The organism is Paraburkholderia sp. JHI869, from assembly GCF_038900775.1.
Lineage (GTDB): Bacteria > Pseudomonadota > Gammaproteobacteria > Burkholderiales > Burkholderiaceae > Paraburkholderia.
This window is the reverse complement of sequence record NZ_JAYMSC010000002.1, coordinates 29,707-51,970: the sequence shown is the minus strand read 5'-3', so window position 1 is coordinate 51,970 and position 22,264 is coordinate 29,707. Positions and strand designations below refer to the sequence as shown.

Below are 22,264 nucleotides of genomic sequence, written 5' to 3'. Positions count from 1 at the left end.
CAGGCGCCGCCGCGAACGTCGCTTTCTGGCCCGGCTAGTGCCCAACGCGGTCGGCCGTGAACGAAACTAAGCGGCCGCATAATCGAGCCCCCCTCTACGGCGCTTCTGAAGCTGATAGCGGTCTCTCGTGGATATGGTCTTGCTGCAAGAGCTTGCTGCAACAATCGCAACAAACCCGTAGCCCACGCCAGTTCATCATCGGCAACTGCTTTTCGCTCCTGTCGCAATGCACCGCATCTCTTGTGACTGAATTTTTGTGGCGAGCGACCTATCCTGATAGGAAACACGGCGAGGGTCAGGTCCATGTGTATCAGGCAATGCGTGGCGGGCGTCGTGTTCCTCACGGCCATGCTGGCTGCAGGGTGCCATGGGGGAGGTAGCAATAGCACCGCATCGGTGGCGCCAACCGGGCTAACCGAACGCGACCCATCGGTCGTCTACACGGACGGTACCGCAATCATCCCGGATACGTTCAGCAACAGCGGCGGAGCCATTACCCAATGCAGCGTCGTGCCACCGCTGCCGGCAGGCCTCGTCCTCGATCCGCAGACGTGCGCGATCACCGGCACACCCACAACCGTCTCGAACGACACCATTTACACGGTCACTGGTAGCAATCCCGAAGGCAGCGATTCGACACGCATCGAGATCGAGGTCAAGGCTGACCCGGTCGCCCCGGAAAGCTTGAACTATCCGGACGCGGCGGTCATCTACGTAATCAATGCGGCGATCGTGCCCAACACGCCAATGGCCACCGGCGGCGAAATCACTCAGTACAGCGTGTCTCCCGCACTGCCTGCGGGGCTTTCCCTTGATCCGCAGACGGGTGTCATCACGGGAACGCCCACTGCAGCGTCCGCGACCGCCCTCTATACGGTCACCGGAAGCAATAGTGTCGACAGCGTGCAGGCTCAACTCAACATCGAGGTACAGTCGCTGATCCAGCCGCCGACTGGTCTCACCTTTTCCGATACGGCGCCTGTGTTCGTGGTCGGCCAGCCGGTCGTCTACGATGACCCAAAGGCATCAGGCGGCGAAATCACGTCGTTCACGGTTTCGCCAGCACTGCCAGCCGGATTGAGCCTCAACGCGTTGACGGGTGTGATCAGCGGCACGCCGACAACGGCTCAGGCTCAAGCGATTTACACCATTACAGGGAGCAACAGCGCGGGCAGTGTCTCGGCGTCGATTGCAATTGAAGTGAGCAACGCCGTGACCGGTGAATGGACGCCAGCCGACTCCATGAACCAGGCGCGTTTCGGGCACACCGCCACGCTGCTGCCCAACGGGCAGGTACTGGTCGCGGGGGGCGCGAAAAAGCAGGTTATCGCGTCAGCGGAGCTGTACGATCCGGTGAAAGATACGTGGACGTCGACCGGCAGCCTGACACAACCCAGGCAATCGCACACGGCGACGCTGCTGCCCAACGGGATGGTGCTCGTTGCAGGAGGATTCAAGGCCGGAGCGGGCAGCGAGCAGTCCACAGCCGAGCTATACAACCCGGCCACGGGGACCTGGACGGCAACGGGAAGCATGACCGCACTGCGTGACAGCCACACCGCGACGTTGCTGGCCAACGGCATGGTGCTTGTCGCGGGTGGCGAGGGGAAGGCCGGCGCGCTGGCGTCGGCGGAGCTGTACAACCCGGCGACCGGCAGTTGGGCATTGACCGGCACCATGTCTCAGGCGCGCTATTTCCACACGGCGACGCTGCTGCCCAACGGCATGGTGCTTGTCGCGGGTGGCACGAGCGACAAAGGCGCACTGGCATCGGCCGAACTCTACAATCCTGCGACAGGCATCTGGTCGCCCGCAGGCAGTATGAGCCAGGCGCGAATGAACTTCGCTACTGCATCGTTGCTTGACGGCAGGGTACTTGTCGCAGGGGGATCCGACGGAAGCAATACGCTGTCGTCAGTAGAACTGTACGATCCAGCTTTGGGAATGTGGTCGACGACTGGGAGTCTCGCTAACGCGCGCGATTTTCTTACCGCCACGACGCTACCGGGCGGACACGTGCTCGCGGCTGGGGGGCTCGCCCATAGTGTCCTGTCTTCAGCCGAGCTTTACGATCCGGCCGCGGGAGGCTGGTCACTGGCAGCCAGCCTGAGTCAGGCGCGTGAGCAGCACACGGCGACCTTACTACCCGACGGCAGGTTACTCGTCGAAGGGGGGATGGCTGGTGGCAGCCTGGCCTCTTCCGAACTGTTCCGATAATACGGAATCGTCCCTCGCCGCTACATTGCGGCTCGACGCAAAGGTCGATTGTGTGCGTGGCACGGTTGCTCGCCGATGCCTCGCCTCGTGATTCCAGATGGCCGAAATTGTGAGTTCCCGGCTCAGGACTCCGCCGAACCTTCGTCCCTTCTGTCGCCGACCAATGCCTCACGTCACTCCAGCGCGGCGAGTTCGTGGGTCATTCCAGCTGATGACCGCCCGTTATACAGGGGGGCCTTGCAGGAGGAAGCTAGCTATCGGGCGAAGTTCAGCTGGCTTTCTTCACGTTTCATATCGCGCGCGTTGCCGCGTCGATATGCAGTCCCACTGGCGGCAGTTCAGCGCGTGGAAGGCGTACGAGCGTGAACGCTCGCATGCGCGGCGGATCGCCCGGAATGCGCGCGACACGAAATTCGATATCCCGGCTCGCCTGGGTGTCGTCGTTCCTGACCACGTTCATCAAATCCAGCCGCAGGCAGCGCTTCTCGACATAGATATGGTCCGCGGGATGGAAAAATACGTCGCAGACCCGGTCCAACTGAAGTTCGATCACCTCTGTCGGGACACGAAGGGCGGCAAGGCTGCTTGCGTTCTCGGCGATCTGGGTCTCTAGCTGCGCCAGTTCATCAATGTCGGCAACGGGGGCCTCGCCGACCACGGAGCGCATGCCCGCGCCCCGGCGTTCAAGCAACGACACACGAGCTTCGAGAAGTTCTCGTCCTTTCGCGACAAGGTCGCGGCGATCCGCGGCCAGCCTGGCGAGTCCTTCGAGCGCGAGTTGATCGATCAGCCGTCGCGTAATCTCCTCACGCAGTCCGGCGTCGCTTGTGCTGCAGACGCTGATGCGATGGTCGCTGAAACTAAGCGTGGTTTGGGAAACATCGTGGCGTACGGTGTCCCCTTCGAGCGCAACGCCGAGCACGTGACGCTCATACATTGCCATCCCGAGTGTCGCGTAGGCCTCCGTCGCGTCGGAATTTTGTACGAAGTGCGCGCGCAATTCTTCCGAGCGGCTGAACGCTTTCGGCATGTCCTCGGGCGTTGCGAAAAACGTACGAATCAACGGATCATGCGCCCAGGCAGCCATACTGGCCTCGTGTGGCGCAGGCAAGAGCCCTGTCAAATCGTCGATGTGGGTGAGCGAAGTGGAAACGGCTTCTCTGAGTCGTTCCCTGTAACGACGCGCCATCCGTAGACGGGGATTCATCGCAACGGCGCGATCGATCATCTCGTCGAGGCGCGCGCGCACTTCCTTCGTACCGCTGCTATTTGAAGCGGCGTTTGAACCGAACAGCCTGGTGAGCAGGCCCATAGCTGACCTCGATTGAGCAAACCCGCTTGCGCAACGCCATGGGCAATGGCGAGCGGGGATAGTCTCTACTTTACGGTTGTCATGACGTCGCAGCCGCCATGGGCGCCGCTGCCGGTGTTTTTCAGGGTAAGGGTAAGACGGCTCCCTCTGGTTGCCGTGATGACCTGCCCGTAGCTCACCGTGGGAATAAACCGGATATCCGGCGCGACCGCAACGGGGGGATTGGAGGCGTGTTACAGCCAACGATCATGAATGGCAACGCGCAAAGCACTACATATCGGCAGGATCGCATCAGGTTCCCCTGTTGATCTGGTGCATGTAGCATGGCTTCCCGTCGAAGGGTGCCATGTGTGCCGTTCCAGTCAATCAGACCTAGGTCCTAGGGTCTGCGTGACATCGTCTGAATGCGAACGTGAAAGCTGTCTGTCACGGAGTCCTTCATCGGTGATGCTCGACGCGTTTGAGGCCTAACTTCATTCGGATTTGCAATGAGTTTCCAGGAAAGGCTCGCCAATCTCGAGGATGTTGAACAAGACATTTGATTGAGGCCGATCAAGCGAGCGCAGAGAGGGGACAAGGTCCGCACTCGCACGCATTGCCGACGTTTGTATGTCCGCTTTCGTGTGTAGCTGAACGGCAGGTTTAGGCCGGCAACTGCCTGACCCGGTCGGCTGTAGTCGACCCGTCTCTGCCGTTCAGCGAGGCGCAGGCTGCACGGCAGCCATCTGCAGTACGACGGCCATGCCAGAAAGCGTCATGCCACCTTTCGAACCTGAGGCGGTTTCCACGAGCCGTCGAGGATCGGTTCCTTGCCCCAGTACGCGCGGATATACAGCGAGAAGGCGCCGCTCGGGCCAGGTAGCCAGTTTGACTCCTTGTCGCTCCCAGGCGACTTGGCACCCGCGTACAACGTAAGCGAACCGTCCGCGTTGCGCTTGAGTGTCGTGTTCTTGGTGCCAAGCGAATAGCGCTTGAGGTCGTTCGGGTGAAACAGATGTTTTTCGTTATAGAGCGTGAGTGACCAAAAACCGTTGACCGGCGGCTCCTCCCCATTGGCGAACACGATTTCGTAGGTATTGGCGCCGCTCAAAGCTTCGCCGGATCCGTCGTTGTCCGTATAAAAGTATTGTGTTTCCGTGGGGCGATTGTCGAACATGTTCGACTTGGCCGTTCCCGTGCGGTCAAAATAGTCCAAACCCGTCTGCGCATTATTGGTCGATCGGTTCCAGCCGTTGCCCGCCGGTAGCCCGTTGTGCCGCCACTCGAAGAACGGGCCAATAGCGTCGCGTTCCGTGTCGACCGCGGCTGAGACAATCGCCTTCTTGACCTCGGAATCCCGTCCGGCAACCTCCATCAATGACCTGAATTGCGCATAGAGCGCTTCTTCGCCTGGCAAAGGGGGCACGGTGTCGAGCACCTGATTGAATTCGTCGAAGAACTTCTCGGGTACCACCCATTTCGTCTCTCCGCCGCCTTCCGACTGGGGGCCGGGTATCGCGGGCGCCTTGCTCCATTCGATGGTCTTCATGCGGCCGTTGAACGCTTTCAATGGATAGAAGACGATCTGGTTGAGCACGTGCTGGATAGCTTGCTTGTCGACTGGCGTGTCGTTCTGGAATACACGTGGGATTACGTTCGCGAGCGCGGTAGGGCAGCGAATGATCTCCGTGATGCCAGCGGGCTTGTTGCCTTTCCAGTTCGGGCCGACAAGCAGATAAAAGCCCGGCCGCGAGTGATAGGGTTTGCCGAGATGACCGAACTGGTTTGTCCGTGCGTCGTATAACGCATAGACCCAGAAGCGGTCGCCGAAATCGGGTACCTGCGCGACGACGGGCTCCTCGTCGAGCGAGAAGAAGCCAAGCCCGTACACCACGTCCTGGTTCGGGCACGTCACGAAAGTTTCCGTGGGGTCGATGTAGTCGTGAAGCATGGCCACTTGACCGCGCGGCGCAACGGGCAGGACGCCGTTGAGCAGACCGGGTTGCGGCGCCTTCGTGATGGAGCTGGAGCGATTGAGCATGTTGACCATCGGCCAACCCCACACGTAAGCCATGCGGGCAATCACCTGCGCATAACCTGCGTGCATGTTCAACCCTGCCGGAGGCAGGGCTTCCGTTGCATTCGCATGACCGGACGCGTTGGCCTTTTTCGGCGCAGCACCATTCGATTCGGCTGCGGCTGCCGTTTGTGGGACGACTGAAAGGGACGCACAGGCTAGAGGCAGCGCGCCGCTGAGCAAGGTAAAGAGCCTACGTGTCGAGTTAACTTCTTCCTGATCTGACATTACCAGCCTCGCTGTGTTCTGTTGACGCGTTGGTCGCGTGGTACACCAAACTGATACTAGCGTGTTGCCTGACGCCGCAGCGTTGCAATAGGTAGTTGGGGCAATCGTATTTCCCTTTCGGGCAATAGGGTTCAATGGACTTCCCTTCTCAACGGTCCTGACGCTAAATTACGTTTTCCAGATGACACCAGGGATCACGATGTTTTTCGCATTCGCGGGGCTGCGCAGTGATCGGCAATCTGGTTGTCGGCGTTGCGGTCAGCGGGATAGGGCGAGCAACTCGTATACGTGAGCAAGACGGTAAGCCAATCACCTTATTCACTTTCACTAATGAAACACTCCTGGAGTGCAATGGATGAAACGGTCACGACTAACTCAACTGGCATTTGCGGTAACGCTCCTCCTCGCGGCCGCCGCGCACGCGGACGATTCGCGCTATCAGGAACTCGCGAACGCCCCGTTCGAGAAGGACTTTCCGACTGCTGCGACCGCACGCACGCTTGAAAACGAACTCATTTTCCAGCGCGCGACCCAGGCCTACCTCTGGGCGCTGCCAGCGGTCAACATGTGGGCCATGAAGGAAGGCTCGGAGAAGGTTTTCGGCGCAGGCTACAACGTACTGCCGGTGTGGAAGGAACGCATCAAGGCCTCGACCCAGGTGACGACGCCGAATTCCGACGTTGTCTACGCAATGGGTTACCTCGACCTGCATAAGGACGGTCCGCTTGTCGTGGAGGTGCCGGCGGGGGTACAGGGGATGTTCGACGACTTCTTCCAGCGCCCGCTAACCGGCCCGACGATCGACGGACACACGTGGACCGGTGACGTCGGCTTTGCCGGGCCGGACAAGGGCAAAGGCGGCATCTTCGTGCTGCTTCCTCCAGATTACAAGGGCGATCCGAAAAACGTGCCGAAGGGCGCATTCGTCTACCGGTCGCGCACTTACAACGTCTTCCTGTTCTGGCGTGCGTTCTTCAGCGATCCGAAGGATCTTTCGAAGCCGAATGCCGAGATTGCGGCCACACGTATCTATCCGCTTGGCCACAAGGCAACGGCAAAACCGATGCAGTTTCCAAACGCCAATGAAAAGCCCGCCAATCTCCTTTTCCCGCATGACGCCAGTTATTTCGACATGATGTCGCGCTTCATCGACAGCGAATATGTCGACCCGGCCGATCTAGACATGCGCGGCTTCCTGCACACGATCGGCATCGACAAGGGCAAGCCGTTTGCGCCGTCGGCCGATATGCGCGCCTTGCTCGACAAAGCCGCTCAAACCGGCTTCAAGATGAGCAAGGTGGTGATTACCGACATGGTCGCGCGCGAGCCAGGTGGCAAGTATTATCCCGACCGCCAATGGATCAACGTATTCGCTGGCGAGAATACCGCGTTCCAGGCCAGCGACACGTTCACCAATCTCGAACAGCGCTCCGGTTACTTCACGAGCGCCTATTCGGCAAGTCCGGGCATGGTGAAGAATATTGTCGACGCCGGTGCCAAGTATCCAGTTACGTTCCGCGACAAGGATGGCAACTTCCTCGATGGCGGTCAGTCGTACACCCTCCATTTGCCGCCCAACATTCCGGCGAAGAACTTCTGGTCTGCAACGGTCTACGACGGGACGACGGCATCGGGGCTGGACAATGGCCAGCCGTATCCGTCGCTAAACCAGATGGATAAGCCAGTGGCGAACGCCGACGGCTCTATCGATCTCTACTTCGGTCCCGCTGCGCCGGCGGGCAAGGAGAAAAACTGGCTGCGCACCGTGCCGGGCAAGGGTTATTTCGTGATCTTCCGTCTCTACTCGCCGGAGAAAGCGTTCTTCGATCAAACGTGGAAGCCCGGTGATCTCGCAAAAAGCAGTTGACGCTGCGGGAACATCGGTAGGCGAGTGACCTCACCGAAGGTCCGGGTGGCGGCTTTTGCACGCGCACCGGACTTTCGGGTGTCTGAGAATCAACGCTGGCGAGCGGCTGAAAGCTGGCCGACTGCGGCCTCATGCGCGTTGCATTGCTCTCCCGTGCCTGGTCGCGCGGCGAACGGCAGAAAACGACCGCAGCCCCGAGACCGCGGCGTGTGGTGACACATTCACTGTCGCAACGGCGACAGAACTAATGCGGTCTACGTCTACAGCCGCAACAGGTCTTCGGCGTTGCGGTACGCGATCTTTTCCTTGTCTTCCTGGCTGATATTCAGTTGTTCCAGGAAAGTGCGGGCGCCGGTCATCGTCAAATAGGGGTAGTCGATCGCATAGATAATGCGGTCCGCGCCCACTACCTTGTGAACGAATTCGAAATGCGGCAGATTCAGCATGCCGCTGGGCGTGACGTAGACGTGGTCTCTATACGTCAGTCTCATGCCCAACGCTATCTGAGTCTCGGGAATGTGCCGGTACGCACAGGCAATGCGCACTCGGTCATTGCCCCGTACGGGGTGTTCGAGACCGCGGACGGGCCGCTCAATATCGCTCCGATCACGACCGAGATGTGGCGCCGGATGTGTCAACTTCTCGATTTACCGCAATTGCCGGGCGACCCGCGTTTTGCGACCAACGAATCGCGCGTGGCCAATCGTGGTGAATTGAAGGAAATCATCGAAAGCCGGTTGAAGACCAGAAGCAAACGCGAGTGGACGGCGCTTTTTGTCGATGCCGGATTGCCGGCCGGACCCATCAACACGCTCGAGGAAGTGTTCGCCGATCCCCAGGTCGAGCACTGCGGTCTCGTCGAGGACGTGCCTCATCGAGTCCTCGGACAAGTGCGCCAGGTTCCGACTCCCGTGTTCAATGCATAGAAGGACGGCAAGCCTGCGGCTCGTGAGGCGACACGCCATGCGCCGCCTGCGCTGGGCGAGCATTCGGTCGAAGTCTTGCGCGAGACGGGCTTTAGCGAATCGGAGCTCTATGCGCTACTCTGCGCGGGTGTGCTTTATCAAATCCCCCGCGTGCCGGAGAAGGAGTCCGAGCGCGGTCTGGCGCAACATGCGGAGTGACGAAATGAGTGCGATTGAACCGGAAGAACGGGTGAGTGTCACCACGGAAATCATTGAAGGGCGCATTGCCAAGGTGGTCTTTCGCAACGCTTCCAGGCACCATGCCTTGAATGCGGAATTGCTGCGTGCGCTGGAGGATCAACTGGCGGCCCTTGCATCGAAGCGCGTGCCGGTTGTGATTTTGACGAGCGGTGTGGGCGAGAAGGTCTGGAGCGCGGGTCACGACCTGGGCGAACTCGAGGCAGATCACGATCCGATCGCGTGGGGTAAGCCACTGGAGCGCGTTCTGCGGCAGGTGCGCGCCTGGCCGGGCGTGGTCATGGCCATGGTGTCGGGGTCCGTGTGGGGCGGGGCGGTCGACCTCGTGATGAGCTGCGACCTTGTTGTGGCCGACACGACGGTCCGCTTTGCCATGACACCGGCGAACATCGGTCTGCCATACAGCACGAGCGGGCTGCTGCGGTTCATCAACAACCTGCCGATCCATATTCTGAAGGAGATGTTCTTTTGTGCACGACCGCTCGCGGCCGAGGAGGCCGAGCGCCACGGCGTGCTCAATCGGCTGGTTCAGCCTGCTGACGTCGAGGCTGTCGCGCTGGAGATGGCCAGGGGGATTGCGGCCAAGGCGCCTTTGGCGATCGCAGCGGTCAAGGAACAATTGCGCATACTCGAAGACGTCGTGCCGGTGCCGGTCGATGCGATGGAAAGGATCGCGGAGCTGCGCAGGGTGGCGTGCGCCGGTGACGACATGAGGGAGGGGCTGGAGGCATTTTCGCAACGACGCTCACCGGAATTTCGCGGACGATGAATCTCTCAGGACCGCGCGTGGTATGGTGCAAAGCGTTACGCAGCGAGAATGCGTTCTCGACGTGAAACTCATGCGCCACTACTGACCACACTACAAAAATAATGTTCACGCCACCTTGCGCGACGTGCGACCAGCCTCCTGGCAAGCAGGAACATCCCCGTGAACTTCTCAAAACCGTCGTCGCAGCATCGCTTGTGACTGGCCTCGAGATGTTCGATTTCACCGTTTTCGGGTTTTTCGCGGTGATGATCGGGGACCGCTTCTTCCCGGCGAGCGATCCGATGACCTCATTGCTCTGGGCGGTCGGTACATTCGGCGTCGGCTTTTTCATGCGACCTGTTGGCGCGATGGTCATTGGCGCGTACGCGGACCGCGTGGGACGCCGCGCAGCGATGACGAGGACCACCTGGATGATGGCGCTGGGAACCGCTACGCTAGCACTGTGCCCTTCGTTCGCCAGCATAGGCGTGATCGCGCCGCTCATTATCATTGCAGGTCGATCGTTGCAGGGCTTTGCCGTTGGGGGTGACATCGGCGTTGCCGCGGCCTTCGTGCTGGAGGCCGGGCCCGTGTCGCGCCGCGGCTTTCTGGTCAGCTGGCAACTCGCGAGCCAGGGTGCGGCCGCATTGCTGGGCGCAACCCTGGGCGTGCTGATCACCAGTACGGTGTCGCCGGATGCGCTTGCTTCGTGGGGCTGGCGAGTCCCATTCCTGATCGGCCTGTTGATTGCGCCCGTCGGCCTGTACGTTCGCCTCCGGCTTCGCGATGATCTGGTTTTCGACGATAGCGCCAGACATGCCGGCACGCCGCTCGCCGAACTGTGTCGCGAGCACGGGAAGACGATCGTGCTGGCGATGCTGATGATCATGGGACAAACCATACCGGTCTACGCGATCGTCTACTTCATGCCGAGCTACGCGATCCGCGTGATGCACATGCCTGCCGTGACCGGATTCATGGCTTCCGCGTCGTCTGCGCTGCTGCTCGTCATCATTCCGCCGCTGGCTGGCCGTCTCATGGACCGTCTGCGTCGCCGCAAGCCATTGGCCCTTGTGGCCTCAGGATGCTCGGCGCTGCTGGTCTATCCAGTCTTTCTGATGCTCTCCCGTGCAACGAGCGTAGCGCCGATCCTGTGCGGCGTCGCGCTCATCAGCATCATGATGGCATTCAGCGCCGTAGCGGTCAGTCTGCTGGTGCTCGAAGCGCTGCCCGCCAGGGTGCGCGCGAGCGGCATGGCAGTTTCGCATGCGTTGAGCGTCGCATTGTTCGGCAGCACGGCTCAGTTCATCGTGACCGGGTTGATCAAGTGGACCGGTGACCCTCTGTCTGCGGCCTGGTATGTAGCGCCGGCGTGTATGGTGAGCTTTTGTGCACTCATGCTCTTCAAGGAACGGCGCGTCAAAACATGAACGTGTCATGCACGCATCGACGCTTGCCACCGCGACTGAATCCTCTTGCTGGCTAGAGCCCGAAAATCCTGAGGCGCCATGTCGTAGGCACGGCGAAAGGCGCGCGTGAAATCGGAGGCGCTTTTGAAGCCGAGTCCGTAGGCAATTTCGATCACCGCGACGTGCGGATAGCAGATCAGCTCATCGGCCGCGCGGCGTAGCCTCAGGTTTCGGATATAAGCGCCAAGCCCGCCTTCGTGCTGAAACAGGCGATACAGGGTTGGGCGGGTAAGTTGAAGCGCATTGAGCACGCTTTCAGGCGAGAGGTCACTTTCAGTGAGGTGCGCCTGAATATAGCGCCGTACCTGACCGAACATGGCAGCCCGAGCTGCAGCGCGCGCGTCGCCGCTCAGGCCCGCCTGCCGTCCAAACGCTGCGACAAGGAGTTCCGCCGCCGCGCGTATTGCGCCGTCCACTTCCGAGGCATTCAGGCTCGCGATTCTCCGGCTGAGCGTCGCAACGTGATCGATGATCAGTGGCACGAGCGGCATCGATGTGTGGAGCATACGGCCATGGACGGCCTCCGGATCAGGAAAGACTTCCTGCACCAACGCAGCCGGCACGAAAAAGGTGATGACCCTGCATGCCAGGCGTTGCATTCGAATGGGTTGGTTCATATCGAGTGCAAGGATGCTGGCGGGCGATTGCGCGCTATCGCGCTGCGAGGTGCGCACGGTGACGTTCTGAACGGCACCCTCCAGAAACACGTGAAAGACGAAGTCGCGTACCCGGTCTGTCGAGATCCGCGTCTGTGAGCGCTCGAGCATGAGGAGGTCCGACCGGCAGTCCGTAAATACAAGGTCGCCCACCTGATAGCGGTCGATTGAAGCCTGAAACGGCTTCTCGAGGTCGGATCGCGAGGGCAGCACGTCGATAAGATGACCCACCCGATCCCGCCAGGCGAGCAAGCGCCGTTGTGGCGGTTCGCCCCGCACGCTGAAATGATTGTGGGCAATGCCGTGATCAAGCGGACGGAAGGCATCGACCGTGGGTACGCGGGAGGTCATGTGGAGAAGCCTTTGCTGAAATGCGCCTGAAAGTCTTCTGGAATAGACGCACTGAGAATCTAACCGAAAATCTGCCCGTCGTGAATTTTTTGAAAAGACCTGCTTCGAATCGAGGAAAGTCAGCGATCGAAAGGCAACTCGCACTGCGTTGGGACTGCGGCAGATGCGGTAGTCGAGGCGGGCTCAAGAGAGCCAATGCGTACACCGATGAGGCGGATCCTCCGATCCAGCGACACCCGCTTCAGGCATTCGCCGACGGCTCGCCGGATAGCCACGGCATCCGCCACCGGTTCCGGGAGAGAGAGGTCGCGAGTAACGATCTTGAAGTCGGCGAACTTGATTTTCAGGCCTACCGTTCGGCCGCGATACCCTTTGCGCTGAAGATCCTCCGTGACCCGCTCGCAAAGACGTGTCAGCGCCGGCGTCAGGGTGGCGCGGTCGCGGGTGACATGCATGTCGCGCTCGAACGTGGTTTCCCGGCTCATGGACTTGGGTTCCGAGGAAACCACGACGGCGCGCTCGTCGAGGCCTCGTGCGATTCTGGCCAGCCACGCGGCGTACGTTCGCCCGAAGTGTTCCTGCAATAGCCCGAGGTCCGCCGAAGCCAGTTCGCCGACCGTTACGATCCCAATGCTCGCCAGACGCTCGCTTGCACGCGGGCCGATTCCATTGACTTTCTTTGCCGGAAGCGGCCAGATGCGCGACTCGAGGTCCTCCATCGTGAGTATCGTGAGACCGTTCGGCTTGTCCAGTTCCGAGCCGATTTTGGCGAGCAGCTTGTTCGGTGCGATGGCAATAGAGCAAGTGAGGCGGGTCGCCTCGTGCACCGCCGCCTTGATCCGGCTGCCGAGTTCGCGCGATTCGCCATCGATGCCTGTGATGTCGATATAGATCTCGTCGATGCCGCGGTCTTCGATCTGGTCCGTGAACGTGCGAACCGCATCCTTGAATTGCCGCGAATAGCGCCGGTACGAATCAAAATCGGTAGGCAGGAGAATGGCGTCGGGCGCGAGCTGCGCGGCCTTCATCATGCCCATTGCAGAGAAAACGCCGAGGGCGCGTGCTTCGTAGGTGGAAGTCGTGACGACACCGCGGCCCACATAGTCGCGCAGCCGGGCAAAGCGGCGCGTGCCGTCGGCCAGGACTTCTGGTGCCGCATTGCGTCCGCCGCCGATCACGACGGGTTTGCCGCGCAATTCGGGGTAGCGCAGCAGTTCAACGGACGCATAAAAGGCGTCCATGTCGAGATGCGCAATGCGGCGTGGTCGGTGGCTTGTCACGTTGCAATTACTGTGGATTCGGCCGGGCGGCCCCTGAGCGTTAGCGCCGTAATGCAGTGCCCGAACGCTGATGCCATACAAAGTACTGTATGTTTGCACAGTATTCTACCGCATGCTCCCGGCCGCGCCGCGAACTTCCTTCGGCGAGAAAGGATCGTCGTTGTGTCGCGCCAACGGGGGGATTTCGATGATCAATTCGAACGTGCGCGAGAGTGCGAGAGGGTGCGCGAGGATGCAGACAACGAGTAAGAAAAAAGACGGATCGAAGTGGAGGGACGAGCAACGCTAATCGGGAGTGTGCGTTTTATTGTGTCGGAGCGATCGGTGCGGTTCGGCTCGAAAGACGGGATAGCGAGGAAGCTATTCGCGACGATGCTTATGAGCGCAATTCGAACGCGGTGTTTCGTGAGTTGATCTGAAATAGACAGTAATCTTTCTCACTGCGGGATCAAAGTAATTCGGCACTAAACGTTGTATTCGTCGTCCAATGTGGCATAGTGCGAAAAACTATCTTTTCAAAGGAAAAACCACGAATGGCTACGCTCCAATCAATTCAGGCAAGAATCGCAAAGCTGCAGGCTCAAGCAGAATCGCTGGCGACAACGAAATCGACGGTGGTGCTCGAGAAGATTCGCGGCCTGATGGACAAACACGCAGTGACTCTGGCCGATATTGAAGCATTCGTTGGCAAACGGCGCGGCCGCAAGCCGGGAACGGCCGTTGCGGCGAAGCAGGGCTCGTCGGCTGCGAAATATGTCGATCCGAAAACTGGCGCGACCTGGACTGGCCACGGCCGTGCGCCTGCATGGATCGCCAATGCAAAGGACCGAAGCAAGTTCCTGATTGCAGGCGGCGCACCGAAATCGGCTGCTGCTGTGAAAACGCCTAAGGCGGGTAACTACGTGCGCGGACCGCAGCCGCCGAAATATCGCGACCCGAAAACCGGCGCGACGTGGTCCGGCCGTGGTACCGCACCGGCATGGCTCGCTGGCGCGAAGGATCGGTCGAAGTTTTTGATTGAAAAGGCTGAACCTGTGGCAAAGACGGCGAAGACGGCCAAGGCGGCCAAAGCGCCGGCAGCGAAGAAAGCCGCTGCGAAAAAGAATACGGCAACCAGGAAGGCGGCTGCCAGGAAGGTTTCGGTGAAGACGGCAGCGCCGGCACGCAAGGCTGCTGCGAAGAACGGTGCAGCGGCGAAATCACCTGTCACACGAAAGGCCCGTGCGCCGAAGCTCGTGGTGAAGTCAGCGGCGCCTGCTGAGGTTGCCGCGCCCCAGCAGACCACTGAAGCAGCGACCACGGCCGCTGCAGCCTAAGCGCCAAGTACCGGGCCCTGGAAGTGTGCTTCCGGCCCGGTTCAATCCTGGCTCCGCCTGGCGCGAACCTCTTGAATACATGCACGGTTGCCGGCATTGACGTGGGCGGGGACAAGAAGGGCTGCCATCTGGTCGTTCTGGAAGGCAATCGCGCTTTCCGGCCTGCGGATGCGAAAACACCGCAAGAGATGCTGCAAGCGTGCCTCGAGTACGGCGTCCAGGCCGTCGGCATCGACGCGCCGTGCCAATGGAGTGTTGAAGGCGAAGGGCGGCTCGCGGAGAGGGAACTTGCGAGTCAACGCATCTTTTCCTTTGCCACGCCAACTCGAAAACGGGCAGATGAGAGCCCGAGTCGCTTCTACCGGTGGATGTTCAACGGAGAGGCGATTTACGAAGCCTTTTCTTCCGCTTATCCGCTCCTGGCAACCCGCGATTTCAAGGGCGGCCGTGTTAGCTTCGAAACGTTTCCCCATGCGGTGACCTGTGCTCTCAGGGGCAAGGAGGGAACGTCTGCGAAGGAGAAGCGCCGGCAGCGGCCGAAGGTGCTCGAAGACGCGAAGATCGACGCTTCAAGCTTGAAATCGATTGACGACGTCGATGCCGCGCTGTGTGCGCTGACCGCAAGATACCTGGTCGAGGGGCGGACGTTTGCCTACGGCGATGTGCGAGGCGGTTTCATTCATGTACCGATTCCATCGTAAGTGAATACGTGAAATCAATTACTTAGCATGACTATTTATTGACGAGACCAATGCTTGCCGAATTCAATTTTCTGACCCTTCGCCTGCGTGGCGGCACCCAATAGGAGGCAAGGGCATGTGCCAGTCGGCTATAGTGGAGTGAGGTGAACATCCCCTCTACCGATTGATGGAGGGGCGGGCTTGTTTGTCACAAGGGCAATAACGGTAATGGACTCGAGCACCGAATTTTCCTATTTCGCGTACGGCTCCAACATGTCGGTACGACGCCTCGTCGTGAGGCTTCCGTCAGCAAGGGTGGTCACCACGGGGTTCGTGACTGGCTACAAGCTCACGTTCGACAAATTGAGCAAAAAGGATGGCTCGGGAAAATGCGATTGTGAGTACACCGGAAACGCCAATGACCGGGTCTATGGCGTCATTTTCTCGGTGGTGCGTGGCGAAAGGGAGGCGCTCGACGGATTCGAAGGGGCAGGTAAGGGCTACGAGCCTTTGAGTGTCCGGGTCGAGACCGCAGCCGTCGGAGTGTATGCACTGACTTACGTCGCCACGAAGAAACAAACTGGCCTGCAGCCGTACCACTGGTACAAGCAACATGTATTGGTGGGCGCGAGGGAGGCAAACTTGCCCGAAGATTACGTGCGGGCCATTGAGGCAATTGTCTCTATCGACGACCCTGACTCTGCGCGAACCGAGTCGGAGCTTCGGGCTTACTCGGCTACTTGATTAGCCCGCGGCCTCGCAATCAAAGTTGTCCGGGGTACTCCGCCACGCAGCAGTCTGTTTACCTGCGAGACCCAGGGAAGCGGAGCCCCGTTGGCCGTGTTAATAGCGGTGGTAGTAACCGCCTGCAGGTACAACGATGCAGCCGCTCAACGCGGTTCCGAGACATACAGCCAGCAGCGCCAGCGCTAAAATTCGTTTCATACATTCCTCACTTGTCGGTAGTAGAGGCAATATATTTGGAGCGCAAATTACGGGTGTGTTTGTGTGTAACGAGACGTGTAATCTGCAACATCTGCCCGTTCACGAATGCTCCCGGTCGCCCTGTCTCACGCGAAATATCCGGTTTCAGAACTCACAACTCTTCAGTCAACATCGTGGTCGTCCGTGCCGTTGAGGAGGTGAACGGCGAGAAGCCGTCCCTTCAACGGAATCGGAGACGAACATGCACAACGTTGTCTACAGAATCGCGGCGGTTACTGTACTTGCTTTGTCATTCGCGGGCACCGCGTCGGCGCAGACTCACTGGGATGCAACGCACCCACGTCGCGCAGAAGTCAATCACCGCCTGGCGAATCAGGACCGACGCATTCACCAGGAAGTGCGCGAAGGGGAAATGTCGCACGCCAGGCGGCGAGACTCCATCGAGACGACCATCAGATTCGGCAAGAGGAGCGCGATATGGCAAGCCAGAACGGCAGCCATATCAGCCGGCGAGAGGACTACGTGCTAAACCAGCAGGAGAATCACGTGAGCCGACAAATCGGCCAGTGACGTTTTCGCCGACGGTAAGCAAGCCTCGAACTGGGGAAGCCGATTCGCTCTCCCCAGCCTCGGCAGCCCTCACGAGCCGAAGGGGAACATGAAAAGCACGATTGAAAAGTCTCAGCGCCGCGGCCGATTTCTCAGGAAAGTCGCGTTTGCGAGGGATAGGGCAGACCAGCATCGCTTGTGACAGGGCAAGAATCGCTTGTCGCCCACCAACATCTGTCCCGACTTGCAACATCAGGCAACACGAGTGGTAACATTTGTTGTCACCCACTGCCCGAGCGACGCATGCCAGACAGTTTCGACCAGCTCGCCGCGCTGATCCGCGCGCGTTTCTCCGACTTGAGCCCCCAGTTCCAGACTGGGGCCGCCTTTTTGCTCGACCACCCCGACGAAGTGGCGGTCTCGTCCATGCGCAAGGTCGCCGAGCGCGCGAACGTGCAACCCGCTTCACTCGTGCGGCTTTCCCAGCAACTGGGCTTTCCTGGCTGGAACGAGCTGCGCGACCTGTTCGTCGCGCGGGTACGCACGCGGCCGGAGCCGCTTTCCTCGCGGGCCCGTACGCTCGTGGCGGGCAGCGCGAAGGACGGTCTTGCGCGCGACCTGCTCGTGGCGCAGCAGCACAATCTGGAGGCGAGCGCCGCCCACAACACACGTTCGATGGTCGAGGCGGCGCGCGTCCTGCGCCGCGCGAAGCATGTGCACGTGGCGGGCTTTCGCTCGTGCTATGCGGTGGCGTTCGGGCTCGTCTACGGTTACCGGCTGTTCCGGCCTTCGGTCTCGCTGCTGAATGGCGAGGCAGGCACACTGGAGATGCAGTTGCTTGGCATCGAGCGCGACAGCGCAACGATTGTTGTCAGCTTCGCGCCGTACTCGGTCGAGGCGGTGCGCGTGGCCGAGGCCGCGCTCGCCAAGGGCAGCCGCCTGATCGCGATTACCGACAGCGCCGTCTCGCCCATCGCGCTGAACGCCGACAAGGCGCTGATCTTCACGCACGAAAGCCCGTCGTTTTTCCCTTCGCTCGTGGCTGCGACGGCGCTGGCCGAGTCGCTCGTCGCCCATCTGCTGGCTCTCGAAGGCTCGGGCGCGATCGCGCAACTCGAACAGGCCGAGCGTACGCTGAACGCGCGCGGCGCTTACGTGCCCTGAGCGCGCCGGGCGCGCCGCCCCGCCGCGTCATTTCTCACACTCGCTGTCCCGCTGCCGGATGCCGTTGCAAAACGGCATCCGGCTTTGTTTGGCCTGGGTCAATCGCATTTGTTGTAATAAATATTTAAATTGACAACATATGTTGTTGAGGCGTATAAAACGCACTACAGGAAGACCCATAGCGGTAGCGAAGCGAGAAAATCGATGCAGGAACGCAAGAATTTCCGGGGGCCGGCCATCCGGGTAGCCGGCTCGCCCGAGGTGATCGGGCGGCAGCTCGGCGCACACGTGAAACCGATCTTTGCCGACTACATGGCGCAAAGCAGCGCCTGGCAGGCGGTGAGCCGTTGGCGCGGCAGCGCGTTCGCGCAGCAGTTGCGCGCCGCAGCCGAGCAGCATTTCCCGGCCTATGTCGCGGAAATCGACGCCATGGCGCAGGCGCTGGACTGGCCCGCAGACGACCTGTTCCTCTGGAATTGCCGCGGCGAGTTGATCCACAACGCGCCGGACGGCTGCACGACGCTTGCCGCACGCATGCCTGCGTCCGCCCTCATTGCACACAACGAAGACGGCGACCCATGGCTGCATGGCCGCTGCAGTGTGGTCGAGGTCGAACCCGAAGGAAAGCCCGGTTTCGTAAGCTTTTACTACCCGGGCTCGCTGCCGGGGCATACCTTCGCGGCCACCCGCGCGGGACTGGCGCAAGCGATCAACAACGTGCGAATCCGCGAGCCGCGCGCGGGTGTGCCGCGCATGATTCTCGCGCGCGCCGTGCTCGATAGCGCGACGCTGGAAGATGCCCTCGCGCTGCTGCGCGACACGCCGCGCGCGAGCGGCTTCCACCACACGATTGGCGGGACCGACGAGGCGGGCGAGGTGCGCGTGTATAGCGTCGAGGCGACCGCGCAGCGCTCTTCGGCGCGCGAAGTGAGCGCGCCCTCGGGCCACGCGAATCACCTCATCCACACGGGCTGCGAGCGTGAGGCGCAAATCGTCACCGATTCGTCTCGCGATCGCCAGATCCGCCTCGCCGAACTGTTGCCCGCGCTTGGCGCGCAGCCCGACGGCGCGGCCTTCGTGCAGGCGCTTCAGGATCGCGCGGGCGCCGGCCTGCCGATCTTCCGCGACGACCCGCACGACCCCGACGGCGAAAACACGCTAGCCACGGCCTGCATGCGGATCGAACCGCGCGGCGTGGCGTTCGATGTCTGGCAGGGCGCCGAGCGCGTGCTCGGCCTCTTCATCGATTCGAACGCGCGCCATGTCGACGGCGCGACCCGTTAATCATTCACGGATTTCATCGAGGACACATATGACCAAGGTGTTTCACAGGATGCCGAAGCAAACCTTGCCCGTCGCGGTGGCGGGCGAGGGTATCGAAATCATCGATTCCACCGGCAAGCGCTACATCGACGCAAGCGGCGGCGCCGCCGTCTCGTGCCTCGGCCACAGCAACCAGCGCGTGATCGAGGCGATCAAGCGTCAGGCGCAACAACTGCCGTACGCGCACACCTCGTTCTTCACGACCGACGCCTCGGAGCAACTGGCCGACCACCTCATCGCCGCCGCGCCCAAGGGGCTCGACCATGTGTACTTCGTGTCGGGCGGTTCGGAGGCGATCGAGGCCGCGCTCAAACTCGCGCGTCAGTACTTCGTGGAAAAGGGCGAGCTTGCGCGCCGCCATTTCATTGCGCGCCGCCAGAGCTACCACGGCAACACGCTCGGCGCACTCGCGATTGGCGGCAATGCGTGGCGCCGCGAGCCGTTCCTGCCGATCCTGATCGAATCGCATCATGTGAGCGCGTGCTACGCGTACCGCGAGCGCCACGAGGGCGAAACCGATGAGGCCTACGCGCAGCGTCTGGCCGACGAACTGGAGCAGAAGATTCTCGAGCTCGGCCCGGACACGGTCGCGGCCTTCGTCGCGGAGACCGTGGTGGGCGCAACGGCCGGCGCGGTGCCGCCTGTGCGCGAATACTTTCGCAAGATCCGCGCGGTGTGCGACCGCTACGGCGTGCTGCTGATCCTCGACGAGATCATGTCGGGCATGGGCCGCACCGGCTTTCTGTTCGCCTGCGAGGAGGACGGCGTGGCGCCCGACCTGCTGACGATCGCAAAGGGCCTGGGCGCAGGCTACCAGCCGATCGGGGCGACGCTCGTGAGCCAGCGCATCTACGAGACGATCGTGGGCGGCAGCGGCTACTTCCAGCACGGCCACACCTATCTCGGCCACGCCACGGCATGCGCGGCGGCGCTCGAAGTGCAGCGCGTGATCGCCGAAGAGAAACTGCTCGACAACGTGCTCGCCCGCGGCGAGCAACTGCGCACGCTTCTGCGCGAACGTTATGCGGACCATCCGTATGTAGGCGACGTGCGCGGCCGCGGCCTTTTCGTGGGCGTCGAACTGGTGAAGGACCGCGCCACGAAGGCGACCTTCGACCCGGCGCTCAAGCTGCATGCGGCAATCAAGCGCGAGGCATTCGCGCGCGGACTGATGGTCTATCCGATGGGCGGCACCGTGGACGGACGCAACGGCGATCATGTCCTGCTCGCGCCGCCGTTCATCTGCACCGGGCAGAACATCGACACGATCGTCGAGCGGCTTGCCGCCGCGCTCGACAGTGCGCTCGACGCAACGGGTGTGGCGCGCCCGGCGTAAGCTTCGCTGTATGCGACTGATCTGCAACTAACTGTCCGCCGCCAACCGCGACCGCAAACGGTCGCGCGCGACCGGCTATGACCTCCAACGGAGTCAATCGATGACACAAAACCCGACCTCGCGTCTTCCCGCATTCGACGCCGCCCAGGCGTCGCCAGAGCAGAAGGCCGTGCTGGACGAGATTCTTTCCGGTCCGCGCGGCAACCTCAACGGCCCGTTCCTCGGCTGGATCCATAGCCCGGAACTGGCGCAGCATGCGCAGCGCCTGGGCGCGTTCTGCCGCTACCAGACCGGCTTGTCGCTGCGGCTCTCAGAACTGGCGATTCTCGTCACGGCCGCGCGCTGGCAGGCGCAGGCCGAGTGGTACATCCACTATCCCATCGCGCTGAAGGCGGGCGTGCCCGAGGCGCTGGCCGAGCAGATCCGCTCGGGCGCCACGCCGCAGTTCGACGAGCCCGACGACGCGCTGATCTACGCATTCACGACCGAGCTGTACGACGCAAAGCGCGTGTCCGATGCGACATACGCGCGCGCCGTCGAGCGCTTTGGCCACAAGACCACGATCAATCTGGTCGGACTGCTTGGCTACTACGCGCTCGTCGCGATGACGCTCAACGTCTTCGACATGCGCGCCGAAGGCCAGACGACGCTGCCGTTCTCCGAATAAGCGTGGCCTGAGCGTGCCTCCCGCACGCGCAGCCCCATCCGGTTTTGCCGGATGGGGCTTTTTTTTGCATTGCACTGAAAATCCATTTAAGTGACAGCCGTATTTCAATCGCATAATCCTTGAAATCCGCGGCTAAAACATGAGGATTCGCGCGCGACCGCGAAGTTCGAGTGTGGGTTCGGGCGAATTAATCGAACGGACGGTTTATTGACGCAGAAAACGTTTCCACTCGCTCTGGCTGGGCTTACGGTTTCCGGCCGCAATCGTTAATACTGCAGCACAGTCGCCATGTTTATTGCGGTTGCAGCGCCGCATTTTCCGGTCGCGGGTTTGAAATAATATGACTGTTTCGCGGGGAAATCTTCCCGGTACCTTTTCCCAGCCACGTACGGCCTTCCGCGTAAATTGTGCGGCACAGGATAAACGGCGGTTTTGCCGCGCACCGAATAACAGGGTTTTCAGCAGGTTTATTGGAAATCGCTTGCGCGCATTAAATCGAGTTGTTAGTCTTGCCAAACTTATTAAAGACCGCCCCATTCTCATTATCGAAAGGGCGGTAGGGAGCCGGGGGTGCTAACCCGCCCGGGGTTTTTCTCTGTGCGACTTTTTAACGGGGAACATCATGCTTGATACGACCATCGACGTAGCCGAAAAGCCGCTCGCTGCCATGGCCGGAATTGGCGACGTTGTCACCCTGAAATCGGGCGGTCCGCGCATGACTGTTATGTATGCCGGCCCGGTTGGCTTTGCCAGTGGTCACTGGCTGATCTGTCAGTGGTTCGACGAGCACGGCGAGCTTCGCCAGGACATGTTCGCCCAGGACATGGTGCAGATCGAACCCCGCTCGATTCCCGCGGCATTCGTCAAAATGCGCAGCCCGGCTGGCGGAAGGGCCTTCGGCGGGATCTGAAGCCTGGAACCAGGCAAACCTGCGAGC

The 22,264-nt window shown here is 61.0% G+C and carries 17 protein-coding genes and 2 pseudogenes; 14 read left to right on the top strand and 5 right to left on the bottom strand.

Annotated features, from left to right (window positions below):
* Positions 1 to 333 precede the first annotated feature (333 nt).
* Positions 334 to 2,217: a kelch repeat-containing protein gene (locus VSR72_RS03555; RefSeq protein WP_342951052.1), complete on the top strand. Its 1,884-nt coding sequence runs from the start codon at positions 334 to 336 to the stop codon at positions 2,215 to 2,217.
* Positions 2,218 to 2,506: 289 nt separating this feature from the next.
* Here the strand turns inward: VSR72_RS03555 and VSR72_RS03550 are convergent, their stop codons facing one another.
* Positions 2,507 to 3,529 (bottom strand): hypothetical protein, encoded by a 1,023-nt coding sequence (locus tag VSR72_RS03550; RefSeq protein WP_342951051.1) that lies wholly within the window; start codon positions 3,527 to 3,529, stop codon positions 2,507 to 2,509.
* Positions 3,530 to 4,283: 754 nt separating this feature from the next.
* Positions 4,284 to 5,813 (bottom strand): DUF1254 domain-containing protein, encoded by a 1,530-nt coding sequence (locus VSR72_RS03545; RefSeq protein WP_342951050.1) that lies wholly within the window; start codon positions 5,811 to 5,813, stop codon positions 4,284 to 4,286.
* Positions 5,814 to 6,168: 355 nt separating this feature from the next.
* On the opposite strand from VSR72_RS03545, the gene VSR72_RS03540 reads away from it, so the two are divergent.
* Positions 6,169 to 7,680 carry a DUF1254 domain-containing protein gene (locus VSR72_RS03540; protein ID WP_342951049.1) on the top strand — a complete coding sequence of 504 codons (1,512 nt, stop codon included), beginning with the start codon at positions 6,169 to 6,171 and terminating at the stop codon, positions 7,678 to 7,680.
* A gap of 260 nt (positions 7,681 to 7,940) precedes the next feature.
* Here the strand turns inward: VSR72_RS03540 and VSR72_RS03535 are convergent, their stop codons facing one another.
* On the bottom strand, positions 7,941 to 8,126 hold the full coding sequence (locus VSR72_RS03535) for an amidohydrolase family protein (RefSeq protein WP_342951048.1): 186 nt from the start codon (positions 8,124 to 8,126) through the stop codon (positions 7,941 to 7,943).
* A 15-nt stretch (positions 8,127 to 8,141) separates the two neighbouring features.
* Here VSR72_RS03535 and VSR72_RS03530 point away from each other — a divergent pair.
* From VSR72_RS03530 to VSR72_RS03520, 3 genes and pseudogenes are all read left to right on the top strand, one after another.
* Positions 8,142 to 8,804, top strand: a pseudogene (locus VSR72_RS03530) (CoA transferase); the annotation flags it as partial.
* A 4-nt stretch (positions 8,805 to 8,808) separates the two neighbouring features.
* A complete protein-coding gene (gene scpB / locus VSR72_RS03525) occupies positions 8,809 to 9,612 on the top strand; it encodes a methylmalonyl-CoA decarboxylase (RefSeq protein WP_342951047.1) in 804 nt (267 codons plus the stop codon).
* 101 nt (positions 9,613 to 9,713) lie between these two features.
* Positions 9,714 to 11,021, top strand: coding sequence for an MFS transporter (locus VSR72_RS03520; protein WP_342951046.1), 1,308 nt, complete (start codon positions 9,714 to 9,716; stop codon positions 11,019 to 11,021).
* Between the two features lie 5 nt (positions 11,022 to 11,026).
* Here VSR72_RS03520 and VSR72_RS03515 read toward each other — a convergent pair whose 3' ends face one another.
* Together VSR72_RS03515 and dinB are read right to left on the bottom strand one after the other, a co-directional pair.
* Positions 11,027 to 12,067 carry an AraC family transcriptional regulator gene (locus VSR72_RS03515; RefSeq protein WP_342951045.1) on the bottom strand — a complete coding sequence of 347 codons (1,041 nt, stop codon included), beginning with the start codon at positions 12,065 to 12,067 and terminating at the stop codon, positions 11,027 to 11,029.
* A gap of 119 nt (positions 12,068 to 12,186) precedes the next feature.
* The gene (dinB, locus tag VSR72_RS03510; RefSeq protein WP_342951550.1) at positions 12,187 to 13,347 is read right to left on the bottom strand and encodes a DNA polymerase IV; all 1,161 of its coding nucleotides are present in this window, start codon (positions 13,345 to 13,347) and stop codon (positions 12,187 to 12,189) included.
* A 533-nt stretch (positions 13,348 to 13,880) separates the two neighbouring features.
* Between dinB and VSR72_RS03505 the strand changes: the two genes are divergently transcribed.
* The 9 genes and pseudogenes from VSR72_RS03505 to VSR72_RS03465 all read left to right on the top strand — a co-directional run bounded on the left by VSR72_RS03505 (position 13,881) and on the right by VSR72_RS03465 (position 22,237).
* Positions 13,881 to 14,663 carry an H-NS family nucleoid-associated regulatory protein gene (locus VSR72_RS03505; RefSeq protein ID WP_342951549.1) on the top strand — a complete coding sequence of 261 codons (783 nt, stop codon included), beginning with the start codon at positions 13,881 to 13,883 and terminating at the stop codon, positions 14,661 to 14,663.
* Between the two features lie 71 nt (positions 14,664 to 14,734).
* Positions 14,735 to 15,364 carry a DUF429 domain-containing protein gene (locus VSR72_RS03500; RefSeq protein ID WP_342951044.1) on the top strand — a complete coding sequence of 210 codons (630 nt, stop codon included), beginning with the start codon at positions 14,735 to 14,737 and terminating at the stop codon, positions 15,362 to 15,364.
* Between the two features lie 207 nt (positions 15,365 to 15,571).
* The gene (locus tag VSR72_RS03495) at positions 15,572 to 16,087 is read left to right on the top strand and encodes a gamma-glutamylcyclotransferase family protein (RefSeq protein ID WP_342951043.1); all 516 of its coding nucleotides are present in this window, start codon (positions 15,572 to 15,574) and stop codon (positions 16,085 to 16,087) included.
* 442 nt (positions 16,088 to 16,529) lie between these two features.
* Positions 16,530 to 16,858 (top strand): annotated as a pseudogene (locus tag VSR72_RS03490) (hypothetical protein).
* 282 nt (positions 16,859 to 17,140) lie between these two features.
* Complete coding sequence (locus VSR72_RS03485) at positions 17,141 to 18,001, top strand: MurR/RpiR family transcriptional regulator (protein WP_342951042.1); 861 nt, start codon at positions 17,141 to 17,143, stop codon at positions 17,999 to 18,001.
* A 204-nt stretch (positions 18,002 to 18,205) separates the two neighbouring features.
* The gene (locus VSR72_RS03480) at positions 18,206 to 19,285 is read left to right on the top strand and encodes a C45 family peptidase (RefSeq protein WP_342951041.1); all 1,080 of its coding nucleotides are present in this window, start codon (positions 18,206 to 18,208) and stop codon (positions 19,283 to 19,285) included.
* Between the two features lie 28 nt (positions 19,286 to 19,313).
* Positions 19,314 to 20,660, top strand: coding sequence for an aspartate aminotransferase family protein (locus VSR72_RS03475; protein WP_342951040.1), 1,347 nt, complete (start codon positions 19,314 to 19,316; stop codon positions 20,658 to 20,660).
* A gap of 100 nt (positions 20,661 to 20,760) precedes the next feature.
* Positions 20,761 to 21,327 (top strand): carboxymuconolactone decarboxylase family protein, encoded by a 567-nt coding sequence (locus VSR72_RS03470; protein ID WP_342951039.1) that lies wholly within the window; start codon positions 20,761 to 20,763, stop codon positions 21,325 to 21,327.
* 622 nt (positions 21,328 to 21,949) lie between these two features.
* Positions 21,950 to 22,237, top strand: a complete 288-nt coding sequence (locus VSR72_RS03465) for a YodC family protein (RefSeq protein ID WP_342951038.1) — start codon at positions 21,950 to 21,952, stop codon at positions 22,235 to 22,237.
* The last annotated feature ends 27 nt before the right edge of the window (positions 22,238 to 22,264 follow it).

Bases quoted from the DNA above. Each gene is read 5' to 3' on its own strand.
- VSR72_RS03550 (WP_342951051.1), bottom strand. From the start codon at position 3,529: ATGGGCCTGCTCACCAGGCTGTTCGGTTCAAACGCCGCTTCAAATAGC.
- VSR72_RS03545 (WP_342951050.1), bottom strand. From the start codon at position 5,813: ATGTCAGATCAGGAAGAAGTTAACTCGACACGTAGGCTCTTTACCTTG.
- VSR72_RS03540 (WP_342951049.1), top strand. From the start codon at position 6,169: ATGAAACGGTCACGACTAACTCAACTGGCATTTGCGGTAACGCTCCTC.
- VSR72_RS03535 (WP_342951048.1), bottom strand. From the start codon at position 8,126: ATGCTGAATCTGCCGCATTTCGAATTCGTTCACAAGGTAGTGGGCGCG.
- scpB (WP_342951047.1), top strand. From the start codon at position 8,809: ATGAGTGCGATTGAACCGGAAGAACGGGTGAGTGTCACCACGGAAATC.
- VSR72_RS03520 (WP_342951046.1), top strand. From the start codon at position 9,714: ATGTTCACGCCACCTTGCGCGACGTGCGACCAGCCTCCTGGCAAGCAG.
- VSR72_RS03515 (WP_342951045.1), bottom strand. From the start codon at position 12,067: ATGACCTCCCGCGTACCCACGGTCGATGCCTTCCGTCCGCTTGATCAC.
- VSR72_RS03505 (WP_342951549.1), top strand. From the start codon at position 13,881: ATGGCTACGCTCCAATCAATTCAGGCAAGAATCGCAAAGCTGCAGGCT.
- VSR72_RS03495 (WP_342951043.1), top strand. From the start codon at position 15,572: ATGGACTCGAGCACCGAATTTTCCTATTTCGCGTACGGCTCCAACATG.
- VSR72_RS03485 (WP_342951042.1), top strand. From the start codon at position 17,141: ATGCCAGACAGTTTCGACCAGCTCGCCGCGCTGATCCGCGCGCGTTTC.
- VSR72_RS03480 (WP_342951041.1), top strand. From the start codon at position 18,206: ATGCAGGAACGCAAGAATTTCCGGGGGCCGGCCATCCGGGTAGCCGGC.
- VSR72_RS03475 (WP_342951040.1), top strand. From the start codon at position 19,314: ATGACCAAGGTGTTTCACAGGATGCCGAAGCAAACCTTGCCCGTCGCG.
- VSR72_RS03470 (WP_342951039.1), top strand. From the start codon at position 20,761: ATGACACAAAACCCGACCTCGCGTCTTCCCGCATTCGACGCCGCCCAG.
- VSR72_RS03465 (WP_342951038.1), top strand. From the start codon at position 21,950: ATGCTTGATACGACCATCGACGTAGCCGAAAAGCCGCTCGCTGCCATG.